The organism is Pedobacter sp. SG908, from assembly GCF_011759615.1.
GTDB classification, from domain to species: Bacteria; Bacteroidota; Bacteroidia; order Sphingobacteriales; family Sphingobacteriaceae; genus Pedobacter; species Pedobacter riviphilus.
In genome coordinates, this window is the sequence record NZ_JAAOYY010000002.1 from 596,928 (window position 1) to 621,611 (window position 24,684).

A 24,684-nucleotide genomic window follows, 5' to 3' on the forward strand; every position below is an offset into this window, starting at 1 on the left:
CATTTTAATCCTTACAAAATTTTGAATCCTAAACTCAATTGAAATAAATTAGGTTTTTGGCTGTATTTTTCACTTTTACTAATGTTTGATAGGCCAGCTTCGTAGCGCAAATCAACCGAAATGCTGCCTACATCTACACCTGCACCTGCCTGTAAACCCAATGCCTGGTTTTTATAGTTACTAAAATCGGTTGCCTGTTGGTAGGCCGAACTAAAAGTCGAGTTTTCATCCAGGATAAACGAAATAACCGGACCCGCCATCAACCTGAAGTTTAAATTTTTAGCACCAAATTTTGTTCCCAACAAAACAGGAACATCTAAAGTGGTAAATTTTACTTTTCCTTCAGCCTGAACTTCATTTCCATTATCCTGTGTAAAGCTGATAAACTTGTTGCCTTTACTTCCAATGTATGCTTCGGGCTGTACATAAAAGCTAGCACCGCCAATACGTGCCCAAGCGCCAATCTGATAGCCTAAACGGTTTTCTTCACTTGCGAAATCTGCGTTTAACTTGGCTAAGTTAACACCAGCTTTCACACCGAGATTAAACGTTTGTGCCTGTGATGTTGCCCAACCCAAGGTTAGGAAAACAATAGAGAAGATGATTTTTTTCATGTTGTTTAATTTGCTTTTTTTTAAGGTTAGTGATTCCATAAATCCCTCAAAATGCCATTTTAGCGCACTCTTCAGGTTCTGGTTTCATTTTTTAAAATTTACACAATGTGGGTTTTACACCTGATTAAGTTTTATAACGCAGTTTTAACACAATTATCGTGCAATTAGAATTCGCGAATCTCCACTTTTTTTATCACATCACATAAAAAGGTATCAACCTGAACAAATATTTTTTACTTTTGCATCAAATAAAATATGCCATGGCTAATTTTCAACTTACTTCTGAAACTGCATTTAAAGTAAAAACTAAATTTTTAAGGAAATACCGCGATCTGGCGAACGAGCCTTTAGAATTTACGCCTGGCAAAGAAGATCAATTGGTTGAAGATTTAATGCGTTTGGTAAAACGCGACCGTACCTACATCGAATTTACCATTCAAAAAGCGCTTGCCGATACTAAGGGGAACAGACTTTAGTAAATCTTTCCCTTGTTTTTCTTTTTAGCGTAACGCTTAATTTACGCTTAGCTCAAATATGCTGTTTTTAATATTTATCGGTTTTTGTACATTTACGTTTGTACTTAATCAATAATAATCTTCCAAAAAGAGCAGTATTTCATTTAACTTGCCCTTCGGAATTAAAATATATAAGGGAATGAAGAAACTAAAATATGGTCTTTTAGCAGCTGGCTTTGGCGTGGCTGTTTTATCCTTTTCTTTTAAAGAAGATTTGTTCCTGGTATCTAAAAACCTCGATATTTTTGCCTCACTCTATAAAGAAATCAATATCAATTATGTTGATGATACCAACGCCCCTCAATTGATGAAAACGGGGATCGATGCCATGTTGGATAGTTTAGACCCTTATACCGAATATGTTCCCGAATCGGAAATTGAAGATTACAAGTTGAAATATGTAAGCACACAGTACGGAGGTATTGGTGCCAGCACTGTTTTTATCGACGGGAAACTGTTTATTAACGATATCAGTGAAGGTTATCCAGCAAATAAAAGCGAGCTTAAAGCCGGAGATCAGGTGGTAAGCATAAACGGAATCGCAGTAAAAGGTAAAGACCGGCAAGAAATTAGCCAGTTGTTGCGTGGCCCTAAAGGAACACCGGTTGATTTGCTGATGGTTAGAGATGGCAAAGAAATTACTAAAAAACTCGTGCGCGATGAAATAAAACAGCCTAACGTTTCTTACTCTGGAATGGTTGGCGATGGAATCGGTTATATTAAGCTTGATAAATTTCTGGAAAATTCTGGACAGGAAGTCAAAGATGCCCTGTTGGCCATTCAAAAAGAAAATCCAAAAGGTGTTGTTTTAGATTTAAGAAACAATGGTGGTGGTATTTTGCAGGAAGCAGTTAAAATTGTAAACCTCTTTGTGAATAAAGATCAACTTATTGTAACCCAAAAAGGTAAAAATGCAGAGAAAACCATTGCCTATAAAACACTTTTAACCCCAGTTTCTACTTCCGTTCCGCTGGTGGTGCTCGTAAATGGAAATTCGGCCTCGGCCTCAGAAATTGTTGCAGGTTCTCTGCAGGATTTAGACCGTGCTATTGTGATTGGGCAGCGTAGCTACGGTAAGGGCTTGGTTCAGCAAACCTTCAACCTGCCTTATAACAGTTTGGTTAAAGTAACCGTGGCTAAATATTATACCCCTTCAGGCAGGTGTATCCAGAAACTGGATTATGCACATAAAAATGCCGAAGGTGTAGCCGAACGTTTTGCCGATTCTACCATGGTTATGTACCAAACCAAAGCAGGCAGAAATGTATACAGCGGCAATGGTGTTTACCCCGATATTGTGGTAGATGCTGCCAAGTTAAGTCCGATTACGATTTCGATGATCAATAAAAACCTTTTCTTTAATTATGCAAATCAGTACAGGAAAGAAAAACCAACATTAGCTTCGGCTAAAAACTTCCAGTTATCTGATGCAGATTATGCCTCATTTTCTAGCAGCCTTGCCGATAAAGACCTGTCTTATCAAAGCCGTACAGAAAGATTGCTTTCTGACTTGCGGGCAGAGGCTGAAAAGGAAAATAAATCTGCAGAAGTTAAAACCGATCTGGAGAATCTTAAATATAAACTTACCTCATCTAAAAAAACTGATTTGGTTAGCCATAAAGCAGAAATTAAAAGGGTTTTGGAAACACAGATTGTAAGCCGTTATTTTTACGAGAAAGGAAGAATTGAGCAGAGCTTCCAGTACGATAAAGAATTGGCTGCAGCGAAAAACCTTTTTACCAATCAATCGCAAATCCTGGCCATTTTAAAAGGCGATGGAAATTATAAGGTGATTGGAAAACCCACCAAAGCCACCGCATCAATAGACTAAAACCTAACCAAACGATACCACCATCCTTATGAAGAAATTATCCCTAATATGCCTTGTGCTATTAATTGCCTTACAGTTAAAAGCACAGGATTATACTCCTACTGCCTCTAATTTAAAACAAAGAGCATGGTTTAATGATGCACGGTTTGGCCTATTTATCCATTGGGGTCCGTTTAGTATACCAGGGAGCGGCGAATGGGTAATGAACGAACGAAAGTTGAATGTTCATAATTATACCAACCTAAAAGATTTTTTCAACCCTGTTGAGTTTAATGCCGAACAATGGGTGAGTATGGCGAAGAATGCTGGAATGAAGTACATTACGCTGATTACCCGGCACCATGATGGTTTTAGTATGTGGAATACCAAATATTCTGATTTCAATATCATGAATACGCCCTATAAAAAAGATATTGTAAAACTGATGGCCGATGAGTGCCATAAACAAGGCATTAAACTATATCTGTATTATTCACTGTTAGATTGGCGTAGAGAAGATTATCCGCATGAAACTGGACGGACTGGGCAGAACTCGGGTAGGACCGGCAAAGGCGATTATGCCAGTTATTTGCAGTTTATGAAAAACCAATTAACCGAGCTTTTGACCAATTATGGCGAAATAGGTGGAATCTGGTTCGACGGGCATTGGGATCAAACCGAACCGGAGGGATCAAAAGACAGGACCTCGCGGATTGACTGGAAATACAATGAAATTTATGGTTTAATCCACAAACTTCAGCCACAGTGTATGATTGGGAATAACCATCACCTTAGCCCCTTTGCAGGAGAAGATTTTCAAATGTTCGAACGCGATCTTCCGGGCGAGAATAAATCAGGTTTAAGCTTTCAAAAGGCATCAGATAAATTACCGCTCGAAACCTGCGAAACCATTTCAAATTCGTGGGGATATAATTTGAGCGATACCTATTACAAATCGAATAAAGAACTGGTTCACATGTTGGTTAAAGCCGCCAGTTTGGGTTCCAATCTTTTACTAAACATTGGTCCGATGCCGAGCGGTAAAATTCAGCCAGAGTTTCAAGACCGTTTGGCAGGCCTGGGCAATTGGCTTAAAATTTATGGTGAAAGCATTTATGGTACAAAAGCAGGATTTATTAAACCACAAACCTGGGGTAGCATTACGCAAAATGATAACAAAATTTTTATCCATATTTTAGACGAAAAAACAACATCCCTGGATTTGGAAAACGTTCCCGTTAAGAAAATTAAAAAGGCATATTTACTAAAAGACAAAAGTCCAGTAAACTATACCTTTAAAAAAGCAAAATTATCCATTACTACGACTTTAAACACTACAGAACCTGATCAGGTGATTGTTTTGGAGATTGGGTAAGTGGACGTTTATATAGGCTGTCATCCTAAACGCAGTGAGGAATCTTTCCGAATTTCAATTAAAAGAGTCGTCATTGCGAGGTATGAAGCAATCTTAATGCTTTCGCTGTTAGCGATAGTTGTAAGATTGCTTCGCTGGCTGAAAAAGCCTTCTCGCAATGATGATCTCTCTCGTTCAAAAGCCTATATCTTCCTATAATTTACTAAATTCAATGCTTTTATTTAATTTTAGCACAATTCTTCCCTATTTATGAGAAAATAAACGTAAAACGTTTTACTTTTAGGCTTTAAATTCTAATGTAAGAAATTATAAGCACACATGCAGTTCAAGAAAACTTCGTCTATTCTATTTCTAACAGCCTCTCTATTCTCTCTTAATGCAGCTGCGCAGCAGAAAACCAAACTTACCCAATATGTCGATCCATTAATCGGATCAGCAAAACACGGACATGTTTTTGTAGGTGCAAATGTTCCTTTTGGTGCAGTTCAGCTGGGACCGAACAATATCTTTGAAGGCTGGGACTGGTGCAGTGGGTATAACTATGCAAGTAATACCATTACCGGTTTTGCACATACTCATTTAAGTGGTACTGGTATTGGCGATTTAGGCGATATTTCGATTATGCCTGCAACTGGTAAATTGCTTCTGGAAAAGGGTAAAACAGCCGAAGACCAGAACGGCTACCTATCTAAATTTTCGCATCAAAATGAAATAGCCAAAGCTGGTTATTACAGTGTATTACTTGATAAATACCAAATTAAAGCCGAACTAACCGCAACCGAAAGGGTAGGCTTTCACCAATATACTTTTAAAAAAGGTGCTGAAAACCCACATATCATTATCGATTTGATAGAAGGTATAGGTTGGGATGCGCCTGTATCTGCTTCATTTAAACAGCTTGATGCTACTACTATTGTAGGGCATCGTAATTCGAAAGGTTGGGCCAACGATCAACGTTTATATTTTGTAATTAAACTTTCGCAACCGATTAAAAGCATTGCACTTTATGATAGCACTGTTGTTAAAAGTGGCGCAACGTTATCTGGTAAAAAGCTTAAGGCGGCGGTTAACTTTAATACCATTAATCATGATAAACTGCAGATTAAAGTTGCCTTATCTCCGGTAAGCATTGAAAATGCCATTTTAAACCTAAAAACAGAGCTACCGGGCTGGGATTTCGCAGCAGCTGTTAAAAATAGTGATGCGAAGTGGGAAAAAGAGCTGGCCAAGTTGAAAATTGAGGCTTCAAATACGACCAAAAAGATATTTTATACCGCTTTGTACCATACCATGGTAGCGCCATCACTTTTTAACGATGTAAACAAAGATTACCTCGGTACAGATAAAAAGGTATATAGGAAGGCAAATTTCAATAACCTCACTACCTTTTCACTGTGGGATACTTACCGTGCGGCTAATCCATTGTATACCATCCTGCACCAGGATAAGGTAAACGATGTGGTAAATACCATGTTAGCCATCTATAAACAACAGGGTAAACTACCCGTTTGGCATTTAATGGGCAGTGAAACCAATACCATGGTGGGCTACCATGCTGTTCCGGTTATTGTTGATGCCTATTTAAAAGGATACCGGGGTTTTGATGTAAACCTGGCATACGAAGCGATAAAACAATCGGCTATGCAGAAAACGGATGGTATCGAATACATTCAGGAGCTTAAGTTCATTCCTGCTGATAAAATAAACGAATCAGTGGGTAAGGCTTTGGAGTACGCTATTGACGATTATTGCATTGCACAAATGGCTAAGGCACTCAACAAAACAGCAGATTACACTTATTTTAGCAAAAGATCGAAACTGTATCGTTTATACTTCGATCCGAGTATTCAGTTTATGCGTGGTAAACTTGCCAATGGAAATTGGAGAAGTCCTTTCGATCCTTTTTCGTCCAAACACCGTGAAGATGACTACGTAGAAGGGAATGCATGGCAATATACCTGGTTGGTGCCACAAGATGTAGAAGGTTTGATTGATCTTTTTGGAGGAGATAAACCTTTTACCAATAAACTTGATTCGTTGTTTACCTTACCTTTAGATTTGGGAACCAACGGTTCGCCTGATATTAGCGGATTGATTGGAAATTATGCGCAGGGAAATGAACCCAACCACCACATCCCTTATTTATATACTTACGCAGGCCAGCCATGGAAAACTGCCGATCTGATCCGTAAAATCGACAAAGATTTTTATTCGTCAAAACCTGATGGATTGTGCGGCAACGAAGACGTAGGTCAAATGAGTGCCTGGTATATTTTCTCCGCAATGGGATTTTATCCAGTAAATCCTGCAAATGGAGCTTACGTTTTCGGAACGCCATTGGTTAATGATGCGATTATTTCGCTGCCTGGGAATAAGAAATTCAGTATAAGGGTTGTGGATAACAGTGCGGAGAATAAGTACATTCAGAAAATTGTGCTGAATGGCAAACCATATACCAAATCATATATTTTGCATAAAACCATAACAGCTGGCGGAAATATACAAATTTACATGGGCAATAAACCATCGGCAAGCTGGGGCGTAAAACAAGAAGACAGACCTGTATCAACTAATAGTTCTAGACAAAAATGAGGTTGTATCATAAAATTAGTTTATCTAGATTTTGTCACGTTGAGCCTGTCGAAACGCCTCACTCCATATTAATGAAGGTCCTTCGACAAGCTCAGGATGACATTCTGGACATATGATATATTCTCATTAAATTAACCACAGCAACAAAATTTTTATCTACAAGATTTCAAAATAATGAAGAAAATATTTCTACTTCTCTTACTCTGTTCGGCTTTGACCGTAAATGCACAACAGCGCTATGAACTAAATTCGGGTTGGGTATGTACCAATATCAAAGATGCTAATGCTTCGGGCTTAGAAATCTCGAAAGCTGGTTTTCCGGTCGGCAACTGGATGCAAGCGACAGTTCCAGGAACGGTATTAACCACTTTGCTGAACAACAAAAAAGTACCCGATCCATTTTATGGAATGAACAATGAGAAAATTCCAGACGTTTATAAAACCGGTAACGATTATTACACCTATTGGTTTGTAAAAGATTTTGAAGAGCGCGCTGTGGGTACCGAACAGGTTTGGTTACAGTTTAGAGGAATAAATTATAAGGCCGAAATTTATTTAAACGGAAAAAAAGTTAACCCCAAAACCCAGGTGGGTATGCACCTTAGGGCACAGTATAACATCACTAAACTTTTATCTCCGAATGGGAAAAACAGGCTTGCTGTAATTGTTTATCCGCCAGATTTCCCGGGCAACCCGAATGGCGGACAGGGTGGCGACGGTACAATTGCCAAAGGTTTAACTACACAATATACTGCCGGATGGGACTGGATTCAGCCTACACGCGACCGTAACACGGGCATTTGGGATAAAGTGACCATCGAGAAAACCAAGAGTATCAATATCCAGAATCCACAGGTAATTACTCTGGTGCCGGGCAAGCGTTTGCCAGAAGGGGAACAAAAGCCAGCTACCGTTAAAGTTTCAGTTGAAGTAGAAAATCCAACTAATCAGGCGGTTTCGGGTACATTGCAATACCAAATTGCCGGAAAGTTGATTAAACTGTCAACCTCTATTGCAGCCAATAAGACTATTACGGTTAAACTTCCTGATTTACAGCTTGAAAACCCTAAATTGTGGTGGCCAAGCGGATACGGACCACAAAACTTGTATGACGTAAAAATCGAATTTGTAGTGGCCAATCAAGTATTAGATCAGGAGCAGCTTAAAGTGGGTGTCCGCCAGATTGATAATACCTGGAATGAGCACACCAGGAGTATGGGGACTTTTGTAAATGGACAAAAGATTTTTATTAAAGGTGGTAACTGGATTATCAGTGATGCAATGCTCCGTTTTAGCGATGCCCGTTACGATGCTGAAGTGCGTTACCATAAAGATATGAACCTGAACCTGATCAGGATTTGGGGTGGCGCTATTTTAGAGCGACCAGAGTTTTACAATGCCTGCGATAAATATGGTTTGCTGGTTTTTCAGGATTTCTGGTTTAGTGGCGATTGTAACGGCCGTTGGGTAGACCCCATGAAAAAGGAAGACCAATGGACACGCAGAAATTATCCAGATGATCATCATTTAACCTTAACAGCCATTGAGGATCAGATCAAGATGATCAGAAACCATGCTTCACTTGCTTTTTGGTGTGGAGGGAATGAGATTACACCACCCGAAGATATTTTGGAACCTTTAAAGAACAATATTCTGCCCCGCTTAGATGGTACTAGAAAACTTTTCGATTTTTCTAACAGCGACGAAATGTCGTATAATTCCATTGGCGGAAACGGCGATGGGCCGTACGGCATACAGGATATTAAAACTTTCTGGGGTACCAGAACATTTCCTTACAACTCCGAAGTAGGCTCGGTAGGGGTGGGCGATTATGTTTCTTTGCTGCGTTTTATCCCAAAAGAAAACCTGATTGCACCACAATATAAAGCCAAACCCGATTCGGTATGGGATTATCATAAATATATCTCATACGAGCAATATCTTAATCCATACGGCAAGCCGAAAAGTGCAGAAGATTTTGCAATGAAGGCCCAATTGGCCAATTACGATCAGTACAGGGCATTAATGGAGGGTTTCTCGAACAAAATGTGGGATTGGTATACTGGTTCCATCATCTGGAAAACCCAAAACCCCTGGACAGCCTTGCGCGGACAGATGTACGATTATTATCTTGATCCAAATGCCTGTTTATATGGTTTAAGGAAAGGGAGTGAGCCTTTGCATGTGATGATGAACCCTTTGGATAGTATGGTTACCATCGTAAACAATGGGTTCAGCACTAAAAACAACCTGATGGTGCAAGCAAAAGCTTACGATATGGATGGCAAAGATTATTTCTACTCTCAAGCCTTCAATTCGGTTGGTCCATCTTCGGTGAGAAGACTTTTTCCTATGAACGAGTTCTTAACCAAGCTGGATAAAAAAGAAGGTGTATTTGTTTCTTTAAGGATTTTAGACCAGAAGCAAAATATACTGAGCGAAAATATTTATTGGCTTCCAGGTAAGGATGGTGAATATTCGGGTTTAAAAAGTATCAAACAAGCGCCGTTAAAAGTTTCGGCAATTGATCAGAAAAACGGTAAGGTGGCAGTTACTTTGAGCAATGCAAATGGAGGCCCCGTAGCATTTTTTAATCGTATTGCTTTAATAAACGGCAATACTGGCGAACGTATACTCCCAGCATTTTATGATGATAACTATGTAAGTATTTTACCTGGGGAAAGTAAAACGGTAACTGTAGAATATACAGGGAAACAAAGTAATTTAGCTGTAGAGGTATATGGCTGGAATGTAGAAAAGCAGAAAGTAAATATTCAATAAGTTAATCGGGATTTGTAATCCCGTTTTAAGAACTTAGGATGTTTAATCCTGGGTGGGAGTACTCAAATGCGAGATTACAAACCTCGACTAATAAAAGGATTATTTTAAGCCTGTTGCAAATTGATTAACAGTTAAGAGGTAATATTTATCGATTTCTATATAACATTCTTCTGGCCAAAACCCAAAATGTCCGATGAAGCTCCGATGATGGTCCGATGAAAGTCGGATGATGGTTGGGTTTTAATAGAAGCTTAGTCATGGTTTGTTATCCCGTCTTTAGGGGATTTTTAATTATGAAGTGTAGGCTTATTTTCAACGTTTTTGAAAATGCTGGGTTCTGCTACAATGGCAGAATGTAGCCCTGCTATCGCTTCAAGTCCTCACTCGTGCCTCGCTCCGGGCTTTCCGCTTTATCAGGTTTAGAAACAGCAGCAGCTGCTCTAAAATACCGCTAGATCCGCGTTAGGGATTGTAAGGGTTCAGTACCGATCCTTCATCGGTACCGGAGCGAAGCGCAGCCCTGAAAAGCCCGACCCTTTCCCGTACTTCACGGGATTGGGTAACGCCCAAATCAGTTATCAACTTTCAATCTTCAGTTTGCAATTCACGGTCTATAAAACAAAAAAGGCGACACTTATGTATCGCCTTTTCTCTATAATATGTTTTACAACCTAGCTTACGCCGTGTAATTTTACTTTTAATCCGTCCATGTTATTGTTTAACTGCAACTGGCAGGCTAAACGCGAGTTTGGTAGCAGATCGGGCAAAGTATCTAACATGGCATACTCATCGTCTGTCATTTCGTTAAGTTTTTCTTCGCCTTCCAATACATCAACACAGCAGGTAGCACATAACGCCATTCCGCCACAAGTAGCAAGAATATCGTACTCTGATGCTTTTAAAAACTCCATCAGGCTTAAACCCATGTCGGTTGGTGCAACGTGTTCAGTAACCGAGCCATCCGGCTCCTGCATATATATGTTAATGTTGTTTTCCATTTTATTACTCTTATGATTTGTAGCGACAAATATAGGAGAAAGCTTAAAATTCTGAAACTCCGTTTACAGTTGTATATTTCATGGTATATTTTACACCTGGGTTCATGTAAGAATAAGCACTGTGACTCATTAATGCGGCTTCGTGGAAACCACAAAGAATTAATTTTAGTTTATTGGTGTAAGTATTGATATCGCCAATAGCATAAATTCCAGGGATATTTGTCGAGTAATCATCAACATTAACCTCAATGGCACTTTTGTTGATGTTTAAGTTCCAGTCTTCAATCGGGCCTAATTTAGGACTCAAACCAAACAAAGGAATTAAATGATCAGCCTCCACAACAGTTTTTTCCATGGTGCGGTTCTGCACAATTTCAACTTGCTCTAATTTATCCGTTCCTTGTACCGCTTGAAGATTGCTATTTAAAATTAAATTGATTTTTCCACTTTCTGCCAATGCCATTACTTTAGCAACCGAATCTGGAGCACCACGGAAACTCTCGCTTCTGTGCACTAAGGTTAATTCAGAACAAACTTCCGCTAAGTAAATGGTCCAGTCTAAAGCAGAGTCGCCACCGCCGGCAATCACCATTTTCTGATCGCGATACTTCTCGGGGTCCAGGATCATATAATTTACACCCTTACCGTTCTCAAATTTTTCTAAATTTTCTACAGCTGGTTTACGCGGTTCGAAACAACCTAAACCACCTGCAATTACCACAACCTTCGCTTCGATAACGGTACCCATATTGGTAGTTAAAACGAAATCTGCTTCGCCACGCTTTTCTAAACCTTCAATACGCTCACCTAAAGTAAATGTTGGATGGAAAGGTTTTGCCTGCTCCATTAAATTATCGATAAGTTCCTGAGCCAACACAGAAGGATAACCAGGGATATCGTATATCGGTTTTTTAGGATAAATTTCAGACAGCTGACCACCAACCTGCGGCAGGTAGTCAATTAAATGGCAACGCATTTTTAATAAACCGGCTTCAAAAATGGCAAATAAACCAACCGGACCAGCGCCTATTACGGCTATATCAGTAGTGATCATTAAAAAAAATTTGACGCAAAGTTACGAAATAAAGTATTATCAATCCTGCTATTTAGAAATATTCTAGATAATTTTGTAATACTGTTGTATTCAATATTTTATATGCTTTGTGTTGGGTTAAAACAAAAGTTAAGGGTTTTTAGGTGTTTAAAGCAAATTATAATTGGTCTATGGATATTGTAGAATTAATTTTTATATCGTTTTTTTAAAGCCGATTTATTATAAACAATTATCAGCTCGTTAGGTAGGCTGTCATTTTTGGTTTTATAAGAAAATAAGCCATCTCTGTTGTTCCATGATAATCTAGACTTACCAATTATCGCAAATTGATATTGATCTTCTGATTTCGAGTCGATATTGTTAACAAAGAATATAGTATCGTTTTTTATATAGTATCGAGAATTCATTGTTTTTATTCCAAAGCAGGTCACTCTTTTATAAAGCTTGCCGTTTTCTTTAAATTTTAATATTGTTGTGCAGCCAGCCGAACCAGTCCAGCCCGCAATTAATATGTCTTTACCCTCAAATTTTTCAAAATCAATGATGCCCGAAGGGAAAAAAGCTGTTGATATCAAAACTATTGCCAACATAGAACTGATGTAGATTCTATGTTTTTCCTTGAATTTTTTCTTTGTAAGCAAAACTAATTGCTGTATTAAAAGGAAAAATAAAATGAGGTAAAAGATACACAACCCTATGGTTATTGGGAAGGTTAATAGCCCAGTTTTACCTTCCCAAAAATATACTGTTTGAATAATCAGGAAAAAAGCAAGAGTGGCTGACCAGAGTGCTTTATTTTTTACCATGATTATGTTTTATTACCAGCTCATTCCTAAATTCTGAAACACAAAGCTCCATACATCAGCTGCTTCTTCAATTAATTTGGTGGTTGGTTTGCCCGCTCCATGCCCTGCTTTGGTTTCGATCCTGATTAAAACAGGGTTTTCGCCTTTATATTTTTCCTGTAGGGTTGCTGCAAATTTGAAAGAATGAGCAGGTACCACACGGTCATCATGATCGGCAGTAGTAATCAAAGTTGCCGGATAATTAACACCGCTTTTTAGGTTATGGAGCGGTGAATATTTAATCAGGTAATCGAAATCCTCCTTTTTATCGCTGGTTCCGTATTCAACAGCCCAGCCCCATCCAACGGTAAATTTGTGGTAGCGAAGCATGTCTAAAACACCAACAGCTGGTAAAGCCACCTTAAACAGATCTGGTCTTTGAGTCATACAGGCACCCACCAACAGGCCGCCGTTTGAACCACCAGATATGGCAATTTTAGATGGGTTGGTGTACTTCTCTTTAATCAGGTATTCGGCTGCGGCAATAAAATCGTCGAAAACGTTCTGTTTTTTGGCTAACATACCCCCTTTGTGCCAGGCTTCGCCATACTCACTTCCGCCACGCAAACTCGGCTGAACGTAAATACCGCCGCGCTCTAAAAATAGCATTCTTGAAAGGCTAAATCCTGGGGTTAAACTGACCTGGAAACCGCCATATGCATAAAGATAAACTGGGTTGTTGCCGTCCAGTTTGATGCCTTTTTTATGTACAATAAACATAGGTACTTTTGTGCCATCTTTTGATGGATAAAATACCTGTTTGGTTTCGTAGTTATCGGTATTAAACTGGAGATCTGATTTTTTATATAATACCGATTCGCTTTTGGTGATGTCGTAGCGGTAAATGGTGCCTGGAGTGGTGAAATTAGAAAAGGTGTAAAAAAATTCTTTATCATCTTTGTAGCCACCAAAGCCTCCAACAGTTCCAATGGCAGGAAGTTTTACTTCGCCTATTTTCTTTCCGGTTAAATCAAACTGAATAATATTGGTGCTTGCATCTTTTAGGTAAGAGGCCCAAAGAAATCCTCCGCCAGTTCCAATACCCTCTAAAGCCAATTTCGATTCTGGGATAATTTTCTGCCAGTTTTTCGGATCTGCATTTTTCGGATCAACCAAAACTACCTGTTTGTTTTCGGCACCGAGATCGGTGTTTACCAATAGTTTGTCGCCAACATTATCAATAACGCTGTGGTTGTTTTCAAAGCCTTTAACCAATAAGGTGATTTTGCTATTTGGCACTTTTAGATCTTGATAATAAAGTGCATTGCCCGAAGTACCAGCACTGGCATAAACCACCAGAAAACGCTCGTCTTCTGTAATATTAGCCCCGAAATATAAATTTGGATTGGTTTTGTCTTCAAAAATTAACTGGTCATTTTGTTGCTGATCGCCCAGTTTGTGGAAATACACCTTTTGGTATTTGTTGGCGGCAGAAAGATCGGTTCCTTTAGTGGGTTCATCAAATTTACTGTAGTAAAAACCATCGCCTTTCCATGCTGCCCCAGAGAATTTGGTCCATTTTAGCTCGTCGGCTAATTTGGTTTTACTGGCAATATCCATTACATAAATATTGCTCCAGTCTGATCCTGCTTGCGCAACCGAATAGGCCAGGTATTTTTTATCGTGCGAAAACCCAAGCAGCGAAACGGCCGCTGTTCCATCTTTCGTGAGTTTATTAGGGTCGAGAAAAACTTCTTCTTTGCCATCTAACCCTTTTTTAATAAACCAAATGCTTTGGTTCTGAAGGCCATCGTTTTTAGTGAAGAAATAATATTCGCCAACCTTAAAAGGTGCGCTTTCTTTAGGGTAATTCCATAATGCTGTTAAACGCTTTTTAATGTCAGTACGGTAGGGAATTTGCTCGAGATAGTTTTGGGTAACCTTATTTTCGGCTATAACCCAGGCTTTTGTCTCTGCTGAGGTATCATTCTCTAACCATCTGTAAGGGTCGGCAATGGTTGTTCCGAAATAATTATCTTTTGTGCTGTCTTTTTTTGTTTCAGGGTATTTCATTAATGTTATTTTTTCTGCAGGTTTTTTGCCTTGGTTGCAAGCAAACAGACTTAATGCAAATAAGCTCAATAGAATTTGTTTTTTCATCTTTAGTGAGATTTGTTTACTAATATATGTCTTTTTTCCTTTCGTATGATTTCGCAGATTTTTTGATTTCACAGATTGCTGCACTTTAGGCTTTGGTCTTTCTGCTTTAGTCTTTGAGCTTTTTCCCTTACCTTTGGATTTGTACATGGCAAAAAATATTTACTTCGCTTCCGATTTTCATTTAGGCACTCCAAATTATGCAGAAAGCCGTGCCCGTGAAGCACGTATTGTAAATTGGCTAAATTTTATAGAACCAAATTGCGGCGAGTTGTTTTTGATGGGCGATATTTTCGATTTCTGGTTCGAGTATGCTAAAGTGATCCCGAAGGGATTTATACGTTTACAGGGCAAATTGGCTGCCATGGCCGACGCGGGGATAAAAATCTATTTTTTTAAAGGTAACCATGATATGTGGGTGCGCAGTTATTTCACTCAGGAAATCGGCATGGAAATTATCAGCGATGAACTGATCATTGAAAGAGGTGATAAAAAATTCTATCTGCACCATGGCGACGGCTTAGGCCCGGGAGATAATAAATACAAATTTTTAAGAAAGATTTTTAGAAGTAAGTTTTGCCAATGGCTGTTTGCCCGTTTGCATCCTAATTTGGGTATTGGTATAGCCAATGGCTGGAGCCAGGGGAGTAGGGCCGCGCAGACTGAAAAGGAAGTGTTTTTAGGTGAGGATAAAGAATGGTTAGCCATTTATGCCAAAGAACAGCTGCAGAAGACACATTTCGACTATTTTATTTTTGGACATAGACACTTACCACTCGATATTGATTTAGGTAATGGAAGCCGATATGTTAATATTGGCGAATGGCTCAATTATAATTCGTACGGGGTATTTGATGGCCAGGATTTAAAATTGGAGTATTACAATCCAGAGCCTTAATTTTTAAGTTCATTTTTGAAAAGCAAAGCCTGTAGCATTTTTAATGTTGGTCGGGCTTTCCGTTATAGTCCCGATTTTAAAGGAAAATCGGGAGCTGCCACTTCAATCCCGTTTAGGTACGCGGGTTGGTGCTGCTATTTGAGGCTGTATGGGGCCTAAAATGCACTGTTCTTTGTTCCTAAACCAGATAGAACGGAAAGCCTGGAGCGAGGGACGAGTGAGGACTTGGAGTGATAGCGGGGCTACGGGCTGTCACAGGCACAAAACTGCTCATTTCTAAAAAAAACTTTGGATAATATTGCAACTTTTCTTTTCATACTTGCGCGGTAGATGAAGATCTTCCTTGTTTGAAAAGCAAAGCCTGTAGCATTTTTTAATGTTGGTCGGGCTTTTCGTTATAGTCCCGATTTTTAAAGGAAAATCGGGAGCTGCCACTACAATCCCGTTTAGGTACACGGGTTCGTACTGCTATTTGAGGTCGGATGGCGCCTAAAATACACTGTTCTTTGTTCCTAAACCAGATAGAACGGAAAGCCCGGAGCGAGGGACGAGTGAGGACTTGGAGTGATAGCGGGGCTACGGGCTGCCACAGGCACAAAACTGCTCATTTCTAAAAAAAACTTTGGATAATATTGCAACTTTTCTTTTCATACTTGCGCGGTAGATGAAGATCTTCCTTGTTTGAAAAGCAAAGCCTGTAGCATTTTTTAATGTTGGTCGGGCTTTTCGTTATAGTCCCGATTTTTAAAGGAAAATCGGGAGCTGCCACTTCAATCCTGTTTAGGTACGCGGGTTGGTGCTGCTATTTGAGGTCGGATGGTGCCTAAAATGCACTGTTCTTTGCTCCTAAACCAGATAGAACGGAAAGCCCGGAGCGAGGAATGAGTGAGGCCTGGGAGTGATAGCGGGGCTACCGGCTGCCACAGGCACAAAACTGCTCATTTCCAAAATCCTTAATAAAAATCTAGTTTTTGCTTTCCAAACTAATTCAGCTTTTTTCCTTATTTTTGCATTTCCTGAATTTTTGGGCTATACCAACCGTCAGGAAATTTCAACAAGAATAATATGTTAGATAAATTAGAAGCTATAAAGCTGCGTTGGGAAGATGTAGAAGAATCGTTAAGTAATCCGGATGTAATTCAGGATATGAAACGTTTTGCGGCTTTAAATAAAGAATATAAAGACTTAGGCAAGATTGTAGATGAATATAAAATCTACAAAAATGTAATGAGTAATATTGATGCAAACAAAGAAATTTTAGCTACTGAGAAGGATGCTGAAATGCGGGAGATGGCAAAAGAAGAACTTGATCTTTTGTTAAAGCAACAGGAAGAAATGGAAAGTAATATCCGTTTGATGTTGATTCCTAAAGATCCAGAAGATGCCAAAAATGCGGTTTTTGAGATCCGCGGCGGTACTGGTGGCGATGAAGCAGCTTTATTTGCTGGCGATTTATACCGCATGTATACCCGTTATTTCGAAACTAAAGGCTGGAAAGTTGAAACTGTTGATGTAACTGAAGGTACTGCCGGAGGCTATAAAGAGGTAATTTTGAAAGTGAGCGGTGATGATGTTTATGGTCAGCTAAAATATGAAAGTGGTGTACACCGCGTACAGCGTGTGCCAGATACCGAAACGCAGGGCCGTGTGCATACCTCAGCTGCTTCTGTAGCGGTTTTGCCAGAAGCAGAAGAAATTGACCTGTATATTAACCCTGCCGATATTGAATTGCAAACTTCGCGTTCAGGTGGTGCCGGTGGACAGAACGTAAATAAAGTAGAAACCAAGGTACAGTTAACGCATAAACCATCAGGTATTGTAGTGGTTTGTCAACAAGAACGTTCACAGTTGGGTAACCGTGTTATTGCGATGGAGATGTTGCGCAGTAAGCTTTACGATATCGAATTGCAGAAAAAAAATGGAGATATTGCCGCCAAACGTAAAACTATGGTGTCAACCGGCGACCGTTCGGCAAAAATCAGAACCTACAATTATCCTCAGGGACGTGTTACCGAACACCGTATCGGTTTAACCATGTATAACCTACCAACTATTATGGATGGCGATATTCAGGAGATTATTGATGCACTTCAGTTTGCAGAAAATGCAGAGAAGATGCAGGAAGGTGCTGTAGGTTAAGGAGTTAAATGTTTTTGAAAAAAAAGTTTGCAAATTAAGATATAGTCTCTATATTTGCAACCTCGAAAGAGACAAGAGGTTCGAACTTTAAAGAAGAACAAATGGAGTGGTAGTTCAGCTGGTTAGAATGCCTGCCTGTCACGCAGGAGGTCGCGGGTTCGAGTCCCGTCCATTCCGCGAAATAGTTTTAAACTTAACTAAAAGCCTGTAAATTAAATGTTTACAGGCTTTTTCGTTTTCTGGAAGCACCAGATTATTCATTTTTTTCGGATCAAACGTGAAAGTTGGGGGGGGGCTAAGTTTAAATTTTTAACTTAGTATTTTTAGCACTTGGCCTTGGAGACCGAAGAGACTAAACTCTTACTACCAGCAGATCTTTTAGATCAATTTGATCTTATCCGTACTGAAACAATCGGAGATGGTTATCATTTATTTTTAGACCAACGGAACCAGCCACCGCAAGAATTCCATGCTCATCCGCTTGATCCCTTGTTTTCTTTTTTGCTATGTCGGTTTCTTAAGAATTGATTGGAGACCAGAAGATTCGGACCTAGAATTTATAATGCTGATTATTAATGTTTTATTCTTTACGATGTATCACTTAAGAGTGCGACAGATTTCATCCCAAACTGTACATCCCACTTAACAATCTGTTCTTGATGGTTGCAGAGTCTTTCAGCAAATTTATTGGTAAACGTTACGAATATTTATTGAAAGCCAGCAAATATTAGGTATGCCTTTTATTACTAGATGTTTATGTTCAGCTTTAAAATAAATTATAGTGGTAGTGCTAGCAAATTAAATTTATACCGCAGTAGTTAGCTATTTGTATTAATATTTTTTTAGACCTATAACTGATGTTTTTATAAATAGCAAATTAACCAAAACCTAAACGCCAGGGTAAGTTGGCGCTTATCAATCAAATATTAAACTTTAAAAGAAAATGATAAAGTTAAAAGAGATGCAAAAAAGCTTGTCTTCGTTAGAAAACAAGAAGCTAAACTTGGAAAGCTCCAAAGCTGTATTAGGTGGTTTAGCTGGGGGACCTAAGTATATCGTGTCTAACCTTAGAGACGAAAATGGATGTCAATTGGTAGATTACTATTATGATGGCAAATGGTATGCTAGATTTAGCGATTGTAATAACGAATATTGCTAATAATCAATTCAAGGAATTTTATCAACAGTGAAGATTCAGTAATACAATCTGATATTAGCTACGGAACATGCTGTTTCGAAAGGCCTTAACTTGAAAAAGTTGAGGCTTTTTTGTTTAATAATCGTTTTGATTAAAATATTTAGAATGAGGTTCAGCGTGTTACGTAATTATTGATTAAAAAGTCGATTACTATAGTGATAAACTGGATATAGTGTCTATATTTGCATTCCCGAAAGGGGAAAGAGGTTCAGACTTTAAAGAAGAACAGAAGGAGTGGTAGTTCAGCTGGTTAGAATGCCTGCCTGTCACGCAGGAGGTCGCGGGTTCGAGTCCCGTCCATTCCGCTAAAGGAAACAACAAATATCAGTTGTTTCCTTTTTTTATGGCTGTAAAATACTGATTAACAAGTTATTGCTTTTCAAAAATCTGCGATTGGAAGGTGTTCAAGATTTTCGATAATAGATCGCATTGCGGCCATATGATGCTCATCATGCCCGGCTACGAAATACATAAAGTCAACGATATTCATTGGCTGATTTAACCTAGGATGGGTACTCTTCCTCAAAAGGTCTTCTTTGCTTATTCCCCTCAGCAATACAATTGTTTTTGCTCTTTCATCACTTAGACTTTTAGTAAGCTCATTCAGCACCTGCTCATTGAAAGAAGCCTGATCGGTTGCTGTATTGTTTAAATCAGCAGGAGACATATCCGGCTTTCCATCCTTTATGTCCTGAAATCGTCTGCGCCAGAGATCTTCTAGGAGGATCAAGTGCCCAACGTTTTCATTCACAGACCATTTGGCACCAGTCTTTATGGTGGTCATTTTTTTAGGGCAAGTTTCGAGTAATTGATTTAAAACAGCAGGAAAATGTTCCATGCGGCTTAGCACATCCTCAAACTGTACTATATCAATGTTTGTATCGAATTTTCGATCAAACCATTTTACAAAAGGCTTTCGTTCTATCATTTTTCAAAATTTTATTGATGGATAATATTATATTTTCATCATCTTAAAGCGCCATGTGCAGAATGGGATAATTTTTACCCGATCCGTCTTTTTCTGATCTTCCTGTTTTTTTAAAACCCAATTTAGCGTAGAAGCCCACGGCCTGACGGTTTTGCTCATTAACATCGACTCTTGTGATGCCTTGCAATTCTTTCATAAAATGGAATAATCTTTTTCCGTAACCTTTTCCACGGTATTCGTTATGGATGAAAAGCATTTCCAGGTTTCCTTCTGATGCAGATACAAATCCAATTTGTTCGCCCTGTTCAATAAGCAAGAATACATTAAGATGCGGTAGGTAGTTCTTTGGGATAATCTGCTTAAAATAAATAAAATCTTCCTCAAGAAGAAAGTCATGGGTGGCTGTAACTGCTGATTCCCAAATCTCCATGATCCGGATATAATCTCCGGGGGTTGCGCGCCTGATCTGTTGCGACATAATTAATGAATTGATCAATATAATATTAAATATTCACAGATGGTCTTCCTGATGCCATGGTATATGCTTCTTTCAGCACTTCCGAATAGGTAGGATGCGCATAACATATTGAAGCCATATCTTTCGCTGTAACTTCGTATTCAAGGCCAACAACTGCTTGTGCTATTAAATCTGCTGCCCTGGCACCTATTATATGCACGCCTAAAAGTTCTCCGTATTTAGGATCAGACAGTACCTTTACGAATCCGTCCGTTTCCATTCCTGCCCTGGCTCTTGCATTTACTGCAAATGGGAATTTACCGAGATTATACTGCACTTCCCGTTTTTTTAATTCTTCTTCTGTAGCTCCTACTGACGCAACTTCTGGCCAGGTGTAAACTACCGACGGAATCCGGTCATAGTTAATATGCGGTTTTTGACCATCAATTCTTTCGACCACAAATATGGCTTCTTCTTCTGCTTTGTGGGCAAGCATAGCACCACCGATCACGTCGCCAATAGCAAAAATGTTTGAAACCGTTGTCTGTAGCTGGTCATTCACCCTTACCGTACCATTAGCATTCAATTCTACATTGGTATTTTCTAAGCCCAAACCATTCACATATGGCTTTCTGCCGACAGCGACTAAGATATAGTCCGCAATCAGGTCTTGTTCGGTACCCTGTTTATTTTTAAAATATACTTTAGCTTTGTCGCCGAGGTTTTCAGCTTTGTACACTGCTTGCTGAAGCTTGATTTCTACACCTTCCTTTATCAAAATTTTTGTTAATGTAGTTCCCAATTCCTGATCCATTGCAGCAATCAGATTATCGGCATATTCTAATATGGTCACTTTTGTGCCAATTCTGTTAAAAATGGAAGCCATTTCTACACCGATCACACCACCGCCAATGATGATGATGCTTTTCGGTTTTTCTTGCATTGCCAAAGCTTCTGTAGAGGTAATGATCCTTTTTTTATCGATGGTAACTCCTGGAATAGTTGCCGGCTTTGATCCGGTAGCAATAATGAACTTACCTGATCTGATAATAGTTTCTTGCTGTTCAGCATTTATGATTCTCATGGATTCATTGTTGAGAAAGGTACCTGTGCCCTGGAAAACTTTGATCTTATTCTTTCTCATCAGGAAATCCAGTCCCTGTGTATTTTTAGTTACCACATCGGCTTTGCGTTTAAAAACCTGTTCGAAGTTAAGGTGGAGATCAGAAAATTCAATACCATGATTTTCAAAATGCTTAAGTGCATCTGCATAATGATGTGTGGTATCCAGTAAGGCTTTGGTGGGGATGCATCCCACATTGGTACAAGTGCCGCCTAGAGCGCTGTATTTTTCAATTAAAGCTGTTTTATAACCCAGTTGGGCACTTCTTATCGCTGCTACATATCCGCCGGGACCTGACCCGATGACGGTAATATCAAATTCTTCCATTTTTCTTTTCTAACATTATTAATAAAAATAAACCGATCGGTCTTTTTACGGGTAAAAAAATTATACTTTGAGATTCTTAATTAATTTTTCGAGGAAAGACATTGCTATTTTAAGCTCTGTTATATGGTTATTGACCTTTGCCTGCATAAATGCGCCTTCAATCATGGAAATCATGATCACCGAAATTTCGGTTGCGTCTGCATCTTCTTTTATTTCTTTTCTTTCGATACCCCGTTTTATTTGGTTTACAATAGATGCCTTCCAGAATCCCAATGCCTTTTGTGCACGTTCTTTTAGCTTTGGATGCGTATCATCTGCTTCTGTAGCAGTATTTAAAATCGGGCAACCAGCTTGTAAATAAGGGTACCTGAAATAATTCTTATACGTTTGCGGGTAAACCAGCAACCTTTCTATCGAATTCTCGGTAGCTAAGATGCGTTCTTTCATATGCTGTGTTACCATATCGAAGTTGTGATCAAAAACGCTTAATGCAATTTCGTCTTTGTTTTGGAAATTACCATAAATGCAACCTTTTGAAAGTCCGGTGGCATCCATTAAATCGTTGATCGATGTTCCCGCATAACCCTTTGTATTAAAAACCAATGCGGTTTTCTCGATAATCAGCCGCTTGGTATTTTCAGACTTCGTCGTTTTCATCGCAGAGAAATTTTTAATTTCTTCCAAAATTATATAAAAAATAAAACAATCGGTCTTTTTTTTGAAATTTTGCCGGCCAACGGTAAGTTATCCTACCTGCTGAAACACTTTTACCTGTTTGCTGATTTCTTTTTTAACAGATCTTCGTATGCGGGGGCCTCTCGTTTTTCCACACCATCAGAAATCTTTATTCCGGCTTTCTCAAACTCGCTGATTAATCTTTTATCAAAATTAGCGATGTATGATGCGAATGATACAGAATCTTTTTCTTCCGGAATGGTTTCAAAAGGGATATGCGGTTCTTTAAACCTGTGCAACACGGCTTGAGTACTATCATTTCCCTCCAAAAGGAGTGAGTCACCGTAGTCTGTAATCTTAGCTACATAATCTTTGGTAAGGTATTTTAAGGAATCATTTTCTATTTTATAAGGAAGCTTAAAGCGGCCAACTTTCTGATTATAGAAAACGACATATTGCGAATCAATATCAAATTCGCTATATCCATTTGCCGTGGAAAACCGATGCCATTTTCCGATCAGTGATTTTTTATTTCCGCCTATATTTTTAGGATTTGGCGAATCGCAGGCGGAAAGAATAAAAATAAAAAAAGCAAAAAAATAAAGGATGGATCTCATGATAACAAATGGTTTAAAATTAAAGGCTTTTTAATTCAGGTAAGTGATCAGAATTACCTGCATATAAATACTGCCCGGCTTATTGCCAGGCAGTAATGTGTTTGTAATTGATTTAAACAAATGTTTACTGTGCCCAAATGGTACAGTTAATATTGCCATTCGTATTAGAACCCCATGTTTCCGAAACCATAATTGCAGGAATATTTAACTGACCAAGCGTATATCCATAACTTTGCCACTTGTTGTAGTGGTTGGCAAAAGTAATGGTGTGATTTTGTCCGGTAGACGTTTTTGTAACTCTCGAGCTGTAAATCTGCCTGAAACCGTCGCCTCCATCTATATTTTTGCCTGTCATCCATCTGGTCCATACATTATAACCCGCGCCATCGGTTTCAAATGTCCCCAGGTAGGTACCGGTATGAGGCGAAACCGCCCCCCAGGTTTCATTCACATAATACTCATAATAAGGGCTTCTGCTCCATCCGTACCAGCCAAAAGTACCACCTCCTGAGTTTGAGTAAGTGCCCAGATTATACCCTATCGTGTAATTATTTGATCCTACTGAATAACCTTTGCCACAGGTAAAATTACCGTTAAATCCGTTCCAGTTAACACTGTAATTTCCGCCGTTACCATTGGCATAATTAACTGTGCCGGTTGCGCCATCGCTCTTCCAAAGCGACCAAAAGAAGCCGTTATGTGTACCCGATTGGTATGATTCTACCGTGGCGACAGCTTTGTTAGATGGAGGCGGAGCAGTAACGGCCTCGGGTGCCATCTTTTCGTCTTTTTTACAGCCTGTTAAACATGAGGTGCTTGCAAACACTAAGGTTGCAGCCACAACAAAGGTAACCTTCCTGGTTACACTTGTCGGTGAATTGTGTTTTTTCATATAATATATATTGGTTAGGGAAGCAAAATAACCGTATTTAGACTTGGGATATGGCTAATAATCAGCAAATTTGTTATACAAATGTTCATACGATGACTGTATATTTTATTTTATATCAATGTAGCTGTTTGTCTTATTAAAGCCAGATTGGTGTTCATTGCACTAGATGCAGGAAGATGCGCATATGGTGGTGTGAAAGGATAGGTGATCAACTTCTTATTGATTTTTTCAATTTTGGACCATTCATAATTTTCCTTGTAGCGTTTCAATCGGTTTTGTCGTTTCTCATTCAAAACCGGGAAACAATGAAAAAAACAATACTGCTATTCATGGCGATTGCCCTGCTTTCGTGCGAAAAAAATAAAACTTCTGATTGTGGGGACAAGATCTGTACTGAAGAATTTGCCTCGATAATGTTAAAATTTGTAGACAATAAAGGCGCTGGCGCTGAAGTAAAAGATTTTAATGTAATCAACCAAAGAACAGGCGAGCGGGTAACAGCTAATTCGAGTATTTATACAAATACGATAAAAGGTGCATTTATTATCGTTGATGATAATAATAAACTTGGTCTGTCAGAACAGGGAGATGATCTGAAAATCACTGGCACTTCTGTAGAAACTAGTCAAACTAAATCTGCTGTTATTAAAGTAAGTGGGGGCAAGTGTGCTTGTCACATCAATAAAATTTCAGGTCCGCAACAGATCGCTTTCGATTAAATCTGTTAGTATATTCAAAATTTAGAGCCT

At 39.0% G+C, this 24,684-nt stretch carries 20 protein-coding genes and 2 tRNA genes; 11 read left to right on the forward strand and 11 right to left on the reverse strand.

Annotated elements, in window-relative coordinates:
- Positions 1-11 precede the first annotated feature (11 nt).
- Positions 12-614 carry a porin family protein gene (locus FHT21_RS17495; RefSeq protein ID WP_167296041.1) on the reverse strand — a complete coding sequence of 201 codons (603 nt, stop codon included), beginning with the start codon at positions 612-614 and terminating at the stop codon, positions 12-14.
- A 260-nt stretch (positions 615-874) separates the two neighbouring features.
- Here FHT21_RS17495 and FHT21_RS17500 point away from each other — a divergent pair, with 260 nt between their 5' ends.
- The 5 genes from FHT21_RS17500 (at position 875) to FHT21_RS17520 (ending at position 9,687) form a co-directional block, all read left to right on the forward strand.
- The gene (locus tag FHT21_RS17500) at positions 875-1,090 is read left to right on the forward strand and encodes a hypothetical protein (RefSeq protein ID WP_010599278.1); all 216 of its coding nucleotides are present in this window, start codon (positions 875-877) and stop codon (positions 1,088-1,090) included.
- Positions 1,091-1,268: 178 nt separating this feature from the next.
- Positions 1,269-2,960 (forward strand): S41 family peptidase, encoded by a 1,692-nt coding sequence (locus FHT21_RS17505; RefSeq protein WP_167296042.1) that lies wholly within the window; start codon positions 1,269-1,271, stop codon positions 2,958-2,960.
- 28 nt (positions 2,961-2,988) lie between these two features.
- Positions 2,989-4,314, forward strand: a complete 1,326-nt coding sequence (locus FHT21_RS17510) for an alpha-L-fucosidase (protein ID WP_167296043.1) — start codon at positions 2,989-2,991, stop codon at positions 4,312-4,314.
- A gap of 318 nt (positions 4,315-4,632) precedes the next feature.
- On the forward strand, positions 4,633-6,906 hold the full coding sequence (locus tag FHT21_RS17515; protein WP_167296044.1) for a GH92 family glycosyl hydrolase: 2,274 nt from the start codon (positions 4,633-4,635) through the stop codon (positions 6,904-6,906).
- A gap of 174 nt (positions 6,907-7,080) precedes the next feature.
- The gene (locus tag FHT21_RS17520) at positions 7,081-9,687 is read left to right on the forward strand and encodes a glycoside hydrolase family 2 TIM barrel-domain containing protein (RefSeq protein WP_167296045.1); all 2,607 of its coding nucleotides are present in this window, start codon (positions 7,081-7,083) and stop codon (positions 9,685-9,687) included.
- A gap of 671 nt (positions 9,688-10,358) precedes the next feature.
- On the opposite strand, the gene FHT21_RS17525 is transcribed toward FHT21_RS17520, so the two are convergent.
- From FHT21_RS17525 to FHT21_RS17540, 4 genes are all read right to left on the reverse strand, one after another.
- Positions 10,359-10,685: a 2Fe-2S iron-sulfur cluster-binding protein gene (locus FHT21_RS17525; protein WP_025141835.1), complete on the reverse strand. Its 327-nt coding sequence runs from the start codon at positions 10,683-10,685 to the stop codon at positions 10,359-10,361.
- 43 nt (positions 10,686-10,728) lie between these two features.
- Positions 10,729-11,739, reverse strand: coding sequence for an NAD(P)/FAD-dependent oxidoreductase (locus tag FHT21_RS17530; protein ID WP_167296046.1), 1,011 nt, complete (start codon positions 11,737-11,739; stop codon positions 10,729-10,731).
- Between the two features lie 185 nt (positions 11,740-11,924).
- Positions 11,925-12,545, reverse strand: coding sequence for a hypothetical protein (locus tag FHT21_RS17535; protein WP_167296047.1), 621 nt, complete (start codon positions 12,543-12,545; stop codon positions 11,925-11,927).
- 12 nt (positions 12,546-12,557) lie between these two features.
- Positions 12,558-14,684 carry a prolyl oligopeptidase family serine peptidase gene (locus tag FHT21_RS17540; RefSeq protein ID WP_167296048.1) on the reverse strand — a complete coding sequence of 709 codons (2,127 nt, stop codon included), beginning with the start codon at positions 14,682-14,684 and terminating at the stop codon, positions 12,558-12,560.
- 145 nt (positions 14,685-14,829) lie between these two features.
- Between FHT21_RS17540 and FHT21_RS17545 the strand changes: the two genes are divergently transcribed.
- From FHT21_RS17545 to FHT21_RS17565, 5 genes are all read left to right on the forward strand, one after another.
- On the forward strand, positions 14,830-15,579 hold the full coding sequence (locus FHT21_RS17545) for a UDP-2,3-diacylglucosamine diphosphatase (protein WP_167296049.1): 750 nt from the start codon (positions 14,830-14,832) through the stop codon (positions 15,577-15,579).
- 1,065 nt (positions 15,580-16,644) lie between these two features.
- The gene (gene prfA, locus FHT21_RS17550) at positions 16,645-17,718 is read left to right on the forward strand and encodes a peptide chain release factor 1 (protein WP_086548609.1); all 1,074 of its coding nucleotides are present in this window, start codon (positions 16,645-16,647) and stop codon (positions 17,716-17,718) included.
- 103 nt (positions 17,719-17,821) lie between these two features.
- Positions 17,822-17,895, forward strand: a tRNA-Asp gene (locus FHT21_RS17555).
- A gap of 766 nt (positions 17,896-18,661) precedes the next feature.
- Positions 18,662-18,877, forward strand: coding sequence for a TIGR04139 family peptide modification target (locus FHT21_RS17560; protein ID WP_167296050.1), 216 nt, complete (start codon positions 18,662-18,664; stop codon positions 18,875-18,877).
- A 270-nt stretch (positions 18,878-19,147) separates the two neighbouring features.
- Positions 19,148-19,221 (forward strand) — tRNA-Asp (locus tag FHT21_RS17565).
- A gap of 74 nt (positions 19,222-19,295) precedes the next feature.
- Here FHT21_RS17565 and FHT21_RS17570 read toward each other — a convergent pair.
- From FHT21_RS17570 to FHT21_RS17595, 6 genes are all read right to left on the reverse strand, one after another.
- The gene (locus tag FHT21_RS17570; protein WP_167296051.1) at positions 19,296-19,844 is read right to left on the reverse strand and encodes a DinB family protein; all 549 of its coding nucleotides are present in this window, start codon (positions 19,842-19,844) and stop codon (positions 19,296-19,298) included.
- A gap of 43 nt (positions 19,845-19,887) precedes the next feature.
- Positions 19,888-20,322: a GNAT family N-acetyltransferase gene (locus FHT21_RS17575; RefSeq protein ID WP_167296052.1), complete on the reverse strand. Its 435-nt coding sequence runs from the start codon at positions 20,320-20,322 to the stop codon at positions 19,888-19,890.
- 25 nt (positions 20,323-20,347) lie between these two features.
- On the reverse strand, positions 20,348-21,751 hold the full coding sequence (gene lpdA / locus FHT21_RS17580) for a dihydrolipoyl dehydrogenase (protein WP_167296053.1): 1,404 nt from the start codon (positions 21,749-21,751) through the stop codon (positions 20,348-20,350).
- Between the two features lie 60 nt (positions 21,752-21,811).
- Positions 21,812-22,408 (reverse strand): TetR/AcrR family transcriptional regulator, encoded by a 597-nt coding sequence (locus tag FHT21_RS17585; RefSeq protein ID WP_167296054.1) that lies wholly within the window; start codon positions 22,406-22,408, stop codon positions 21,812-21,814.
- A gap of 110 nt (positions 22,409-22,518) precedes the next feature.
- A complete protein-coding gene (locus FHT21_RS17590) occupies positions 22,519-23,043 on the reverse strand; it encodes a hypothetical protein (protein WP_167296055.1) in 525 nt (174 codons plus the stop codon).
- Positions 23,044-23,167: 124 nt separating this feature from the next.
- Positions 23,168-23,935 (reverse strand): glycoside hydrolase family 11 protein, encoded by a 768-nt coding sequence (locus tag FHT21_RS17595; protein WP_167296056.1) that lies wholly within the window; start codon positions 23,933-23,935, stop codon positions 23,168-23,170.
- Between the two features lie 305 nt (positions 23,936-24,240).
- Here FHT21_RS17595 and FHT21_RS17600 point away from each other — a divergent pair, with 305 nt between their 5' ends.
- A complete protein-coding gene (locus tag FHT21_RS17600; protein WP_167296057.1) occupies positions 24,241-24,654 on the forward strand; it encodes a hypothetical protein in 414 nt (137 codons plus the stop codon).
- The last annotated feature ends 30 nt before the right edge of the window (positions 24,655-24,684 follow it).

Coding starts and splice junctions, on each gene's coding strand:
- FHT21_RS17530 (WP_167296046.1), bottom strand. CDS start 11,739: ATGATCACTACTGATATAGCCGTAATAGGCGCTGGTCCGGTTGGTTTA.
- FHT21_RS17590 (WP_167296055.1), bottom strand. CDS start 23,043: ATGAGATCCATCCTTTATTTTTTTGCTTTTTTTATTTTTATTCTTTCC.
- FHT21_RS17600 (WP_167296057.1), top strand. CDS start 24,241: ATGAAAAAAACAATACTGCTATTCATGGCGATTGCCCTGCTTTCGTGC.
- FHT21_RS17505 (WP_167296042.1), top strand. CDS start 1,269: ATGAAGAAACTAAAATATGGTCTTTTAGCAGCTGGCTTTGGCGTGGCT.
- FHT21_RS17520 (WP_167296045.1), top strand. CDS start 7,081: ATGAAGAAAATATTTCTACTTCTCTTACTCTGTTCGGCTTTGACCGTA.
- FHT21_RS17500 (WP_010599278.1), top strand. CDS start 875: ATGGCTAATTTTCAACTTACTTCTGAAACTGCATTTAAAGTAAAAACT.
- FHT21_RS17540 (WP_167296048.1), bottom strand. CDS start 14,684: ATGAAAAAACAAATTCTATTGAGCTTATTTGCATTAAGTCTGTTTGCT.
- FHT21_RS17575 (WP_167296052.1), bottom strand. CDS start 20,322: ATGTCGCAACAGATCAGGCGCGCAACCCCCGGAGATTATATCCGGATC.
- FHT21_RS17545 (WP_167296049.1), top strand. CDS start 14,830: ATGGCAAAAAATATTTACTTCGCTTCCGATTTTCATTTAGGCACTCCA.
- FHT21_RS17535 (WP_167296047.1), bottom strand. CDS start 12,545: ATGGTAAAAAATAAAGCACTCTGGTCAGCCACTCTTGCTTTTTTCCTG.
- FHT21_RS17510 (WP_167296043.1), top strand. CDS start 2,989: ATGAAGAAATTATCCCTAATATGCCTTGTGCTATTAATTGCCTTACAG.
- FHT21_RS17570 (WP_167296051.1), bottom strand. CDS start 19,844: ATGATAGAACGAAAGCCTTTTGTAAAATGGTTTGATCGAAAATTCGAT.
- FHT21_RS17595 (WP_167296056.1), bottom strand. CDS start 23,935: ATGAAAAAACACAATTCACCGACAAGTGTAACCAGGAAGGTTACCTTT.
- FHT21_RS17525 (WP_025141835.1), bottom strand. CDS start 10,685: ATGGAAAACAACATTAACATATATATGCAGGAGCCGGATGGCTCGGTT.
- FHT21_RS17560 (WP_167296050.1), top strand. CDS start 18,662: ATGATAAAGTTAAAAGAGATGCAAAAAAGCTTGTCTTCGTTAGAAAAC.
- prfA (WP_086548609.1), top strand. CDS start 16,645: ATGTTAGATAAATTAGAAGCTATAAAGCTGCGTTGGGAAGATGTAGAA.
- lpdA (WP_167296053.1), bottom strand. CDS start 21,751: ATGGAAGAATTTGATATTACCGTCATCGGGTCAGGTCCCGGCGGATAT.
- FHT21_RS17515 (WP_167296044.1), top strand. CDS start 4,633: ATGCAGTTCAAGAAAACTTCGTCTATTCTATTTCTAACAGCCTCTCTA.
- FHT21_RS17585 (WP_167296054.1), bottom strand. CDS start 22,408: ATGAAAACGACGAAGTCTGAAAATACCAAGCGGCTGATTATCGAGAAA.
- FHT21_RS17495 (WP_167296041.1), bottom strand. CDS start 614: ATGAAAAAAATCATCTTCTCTATTGTTTTCCTAACCTTGGGTTGGGCA.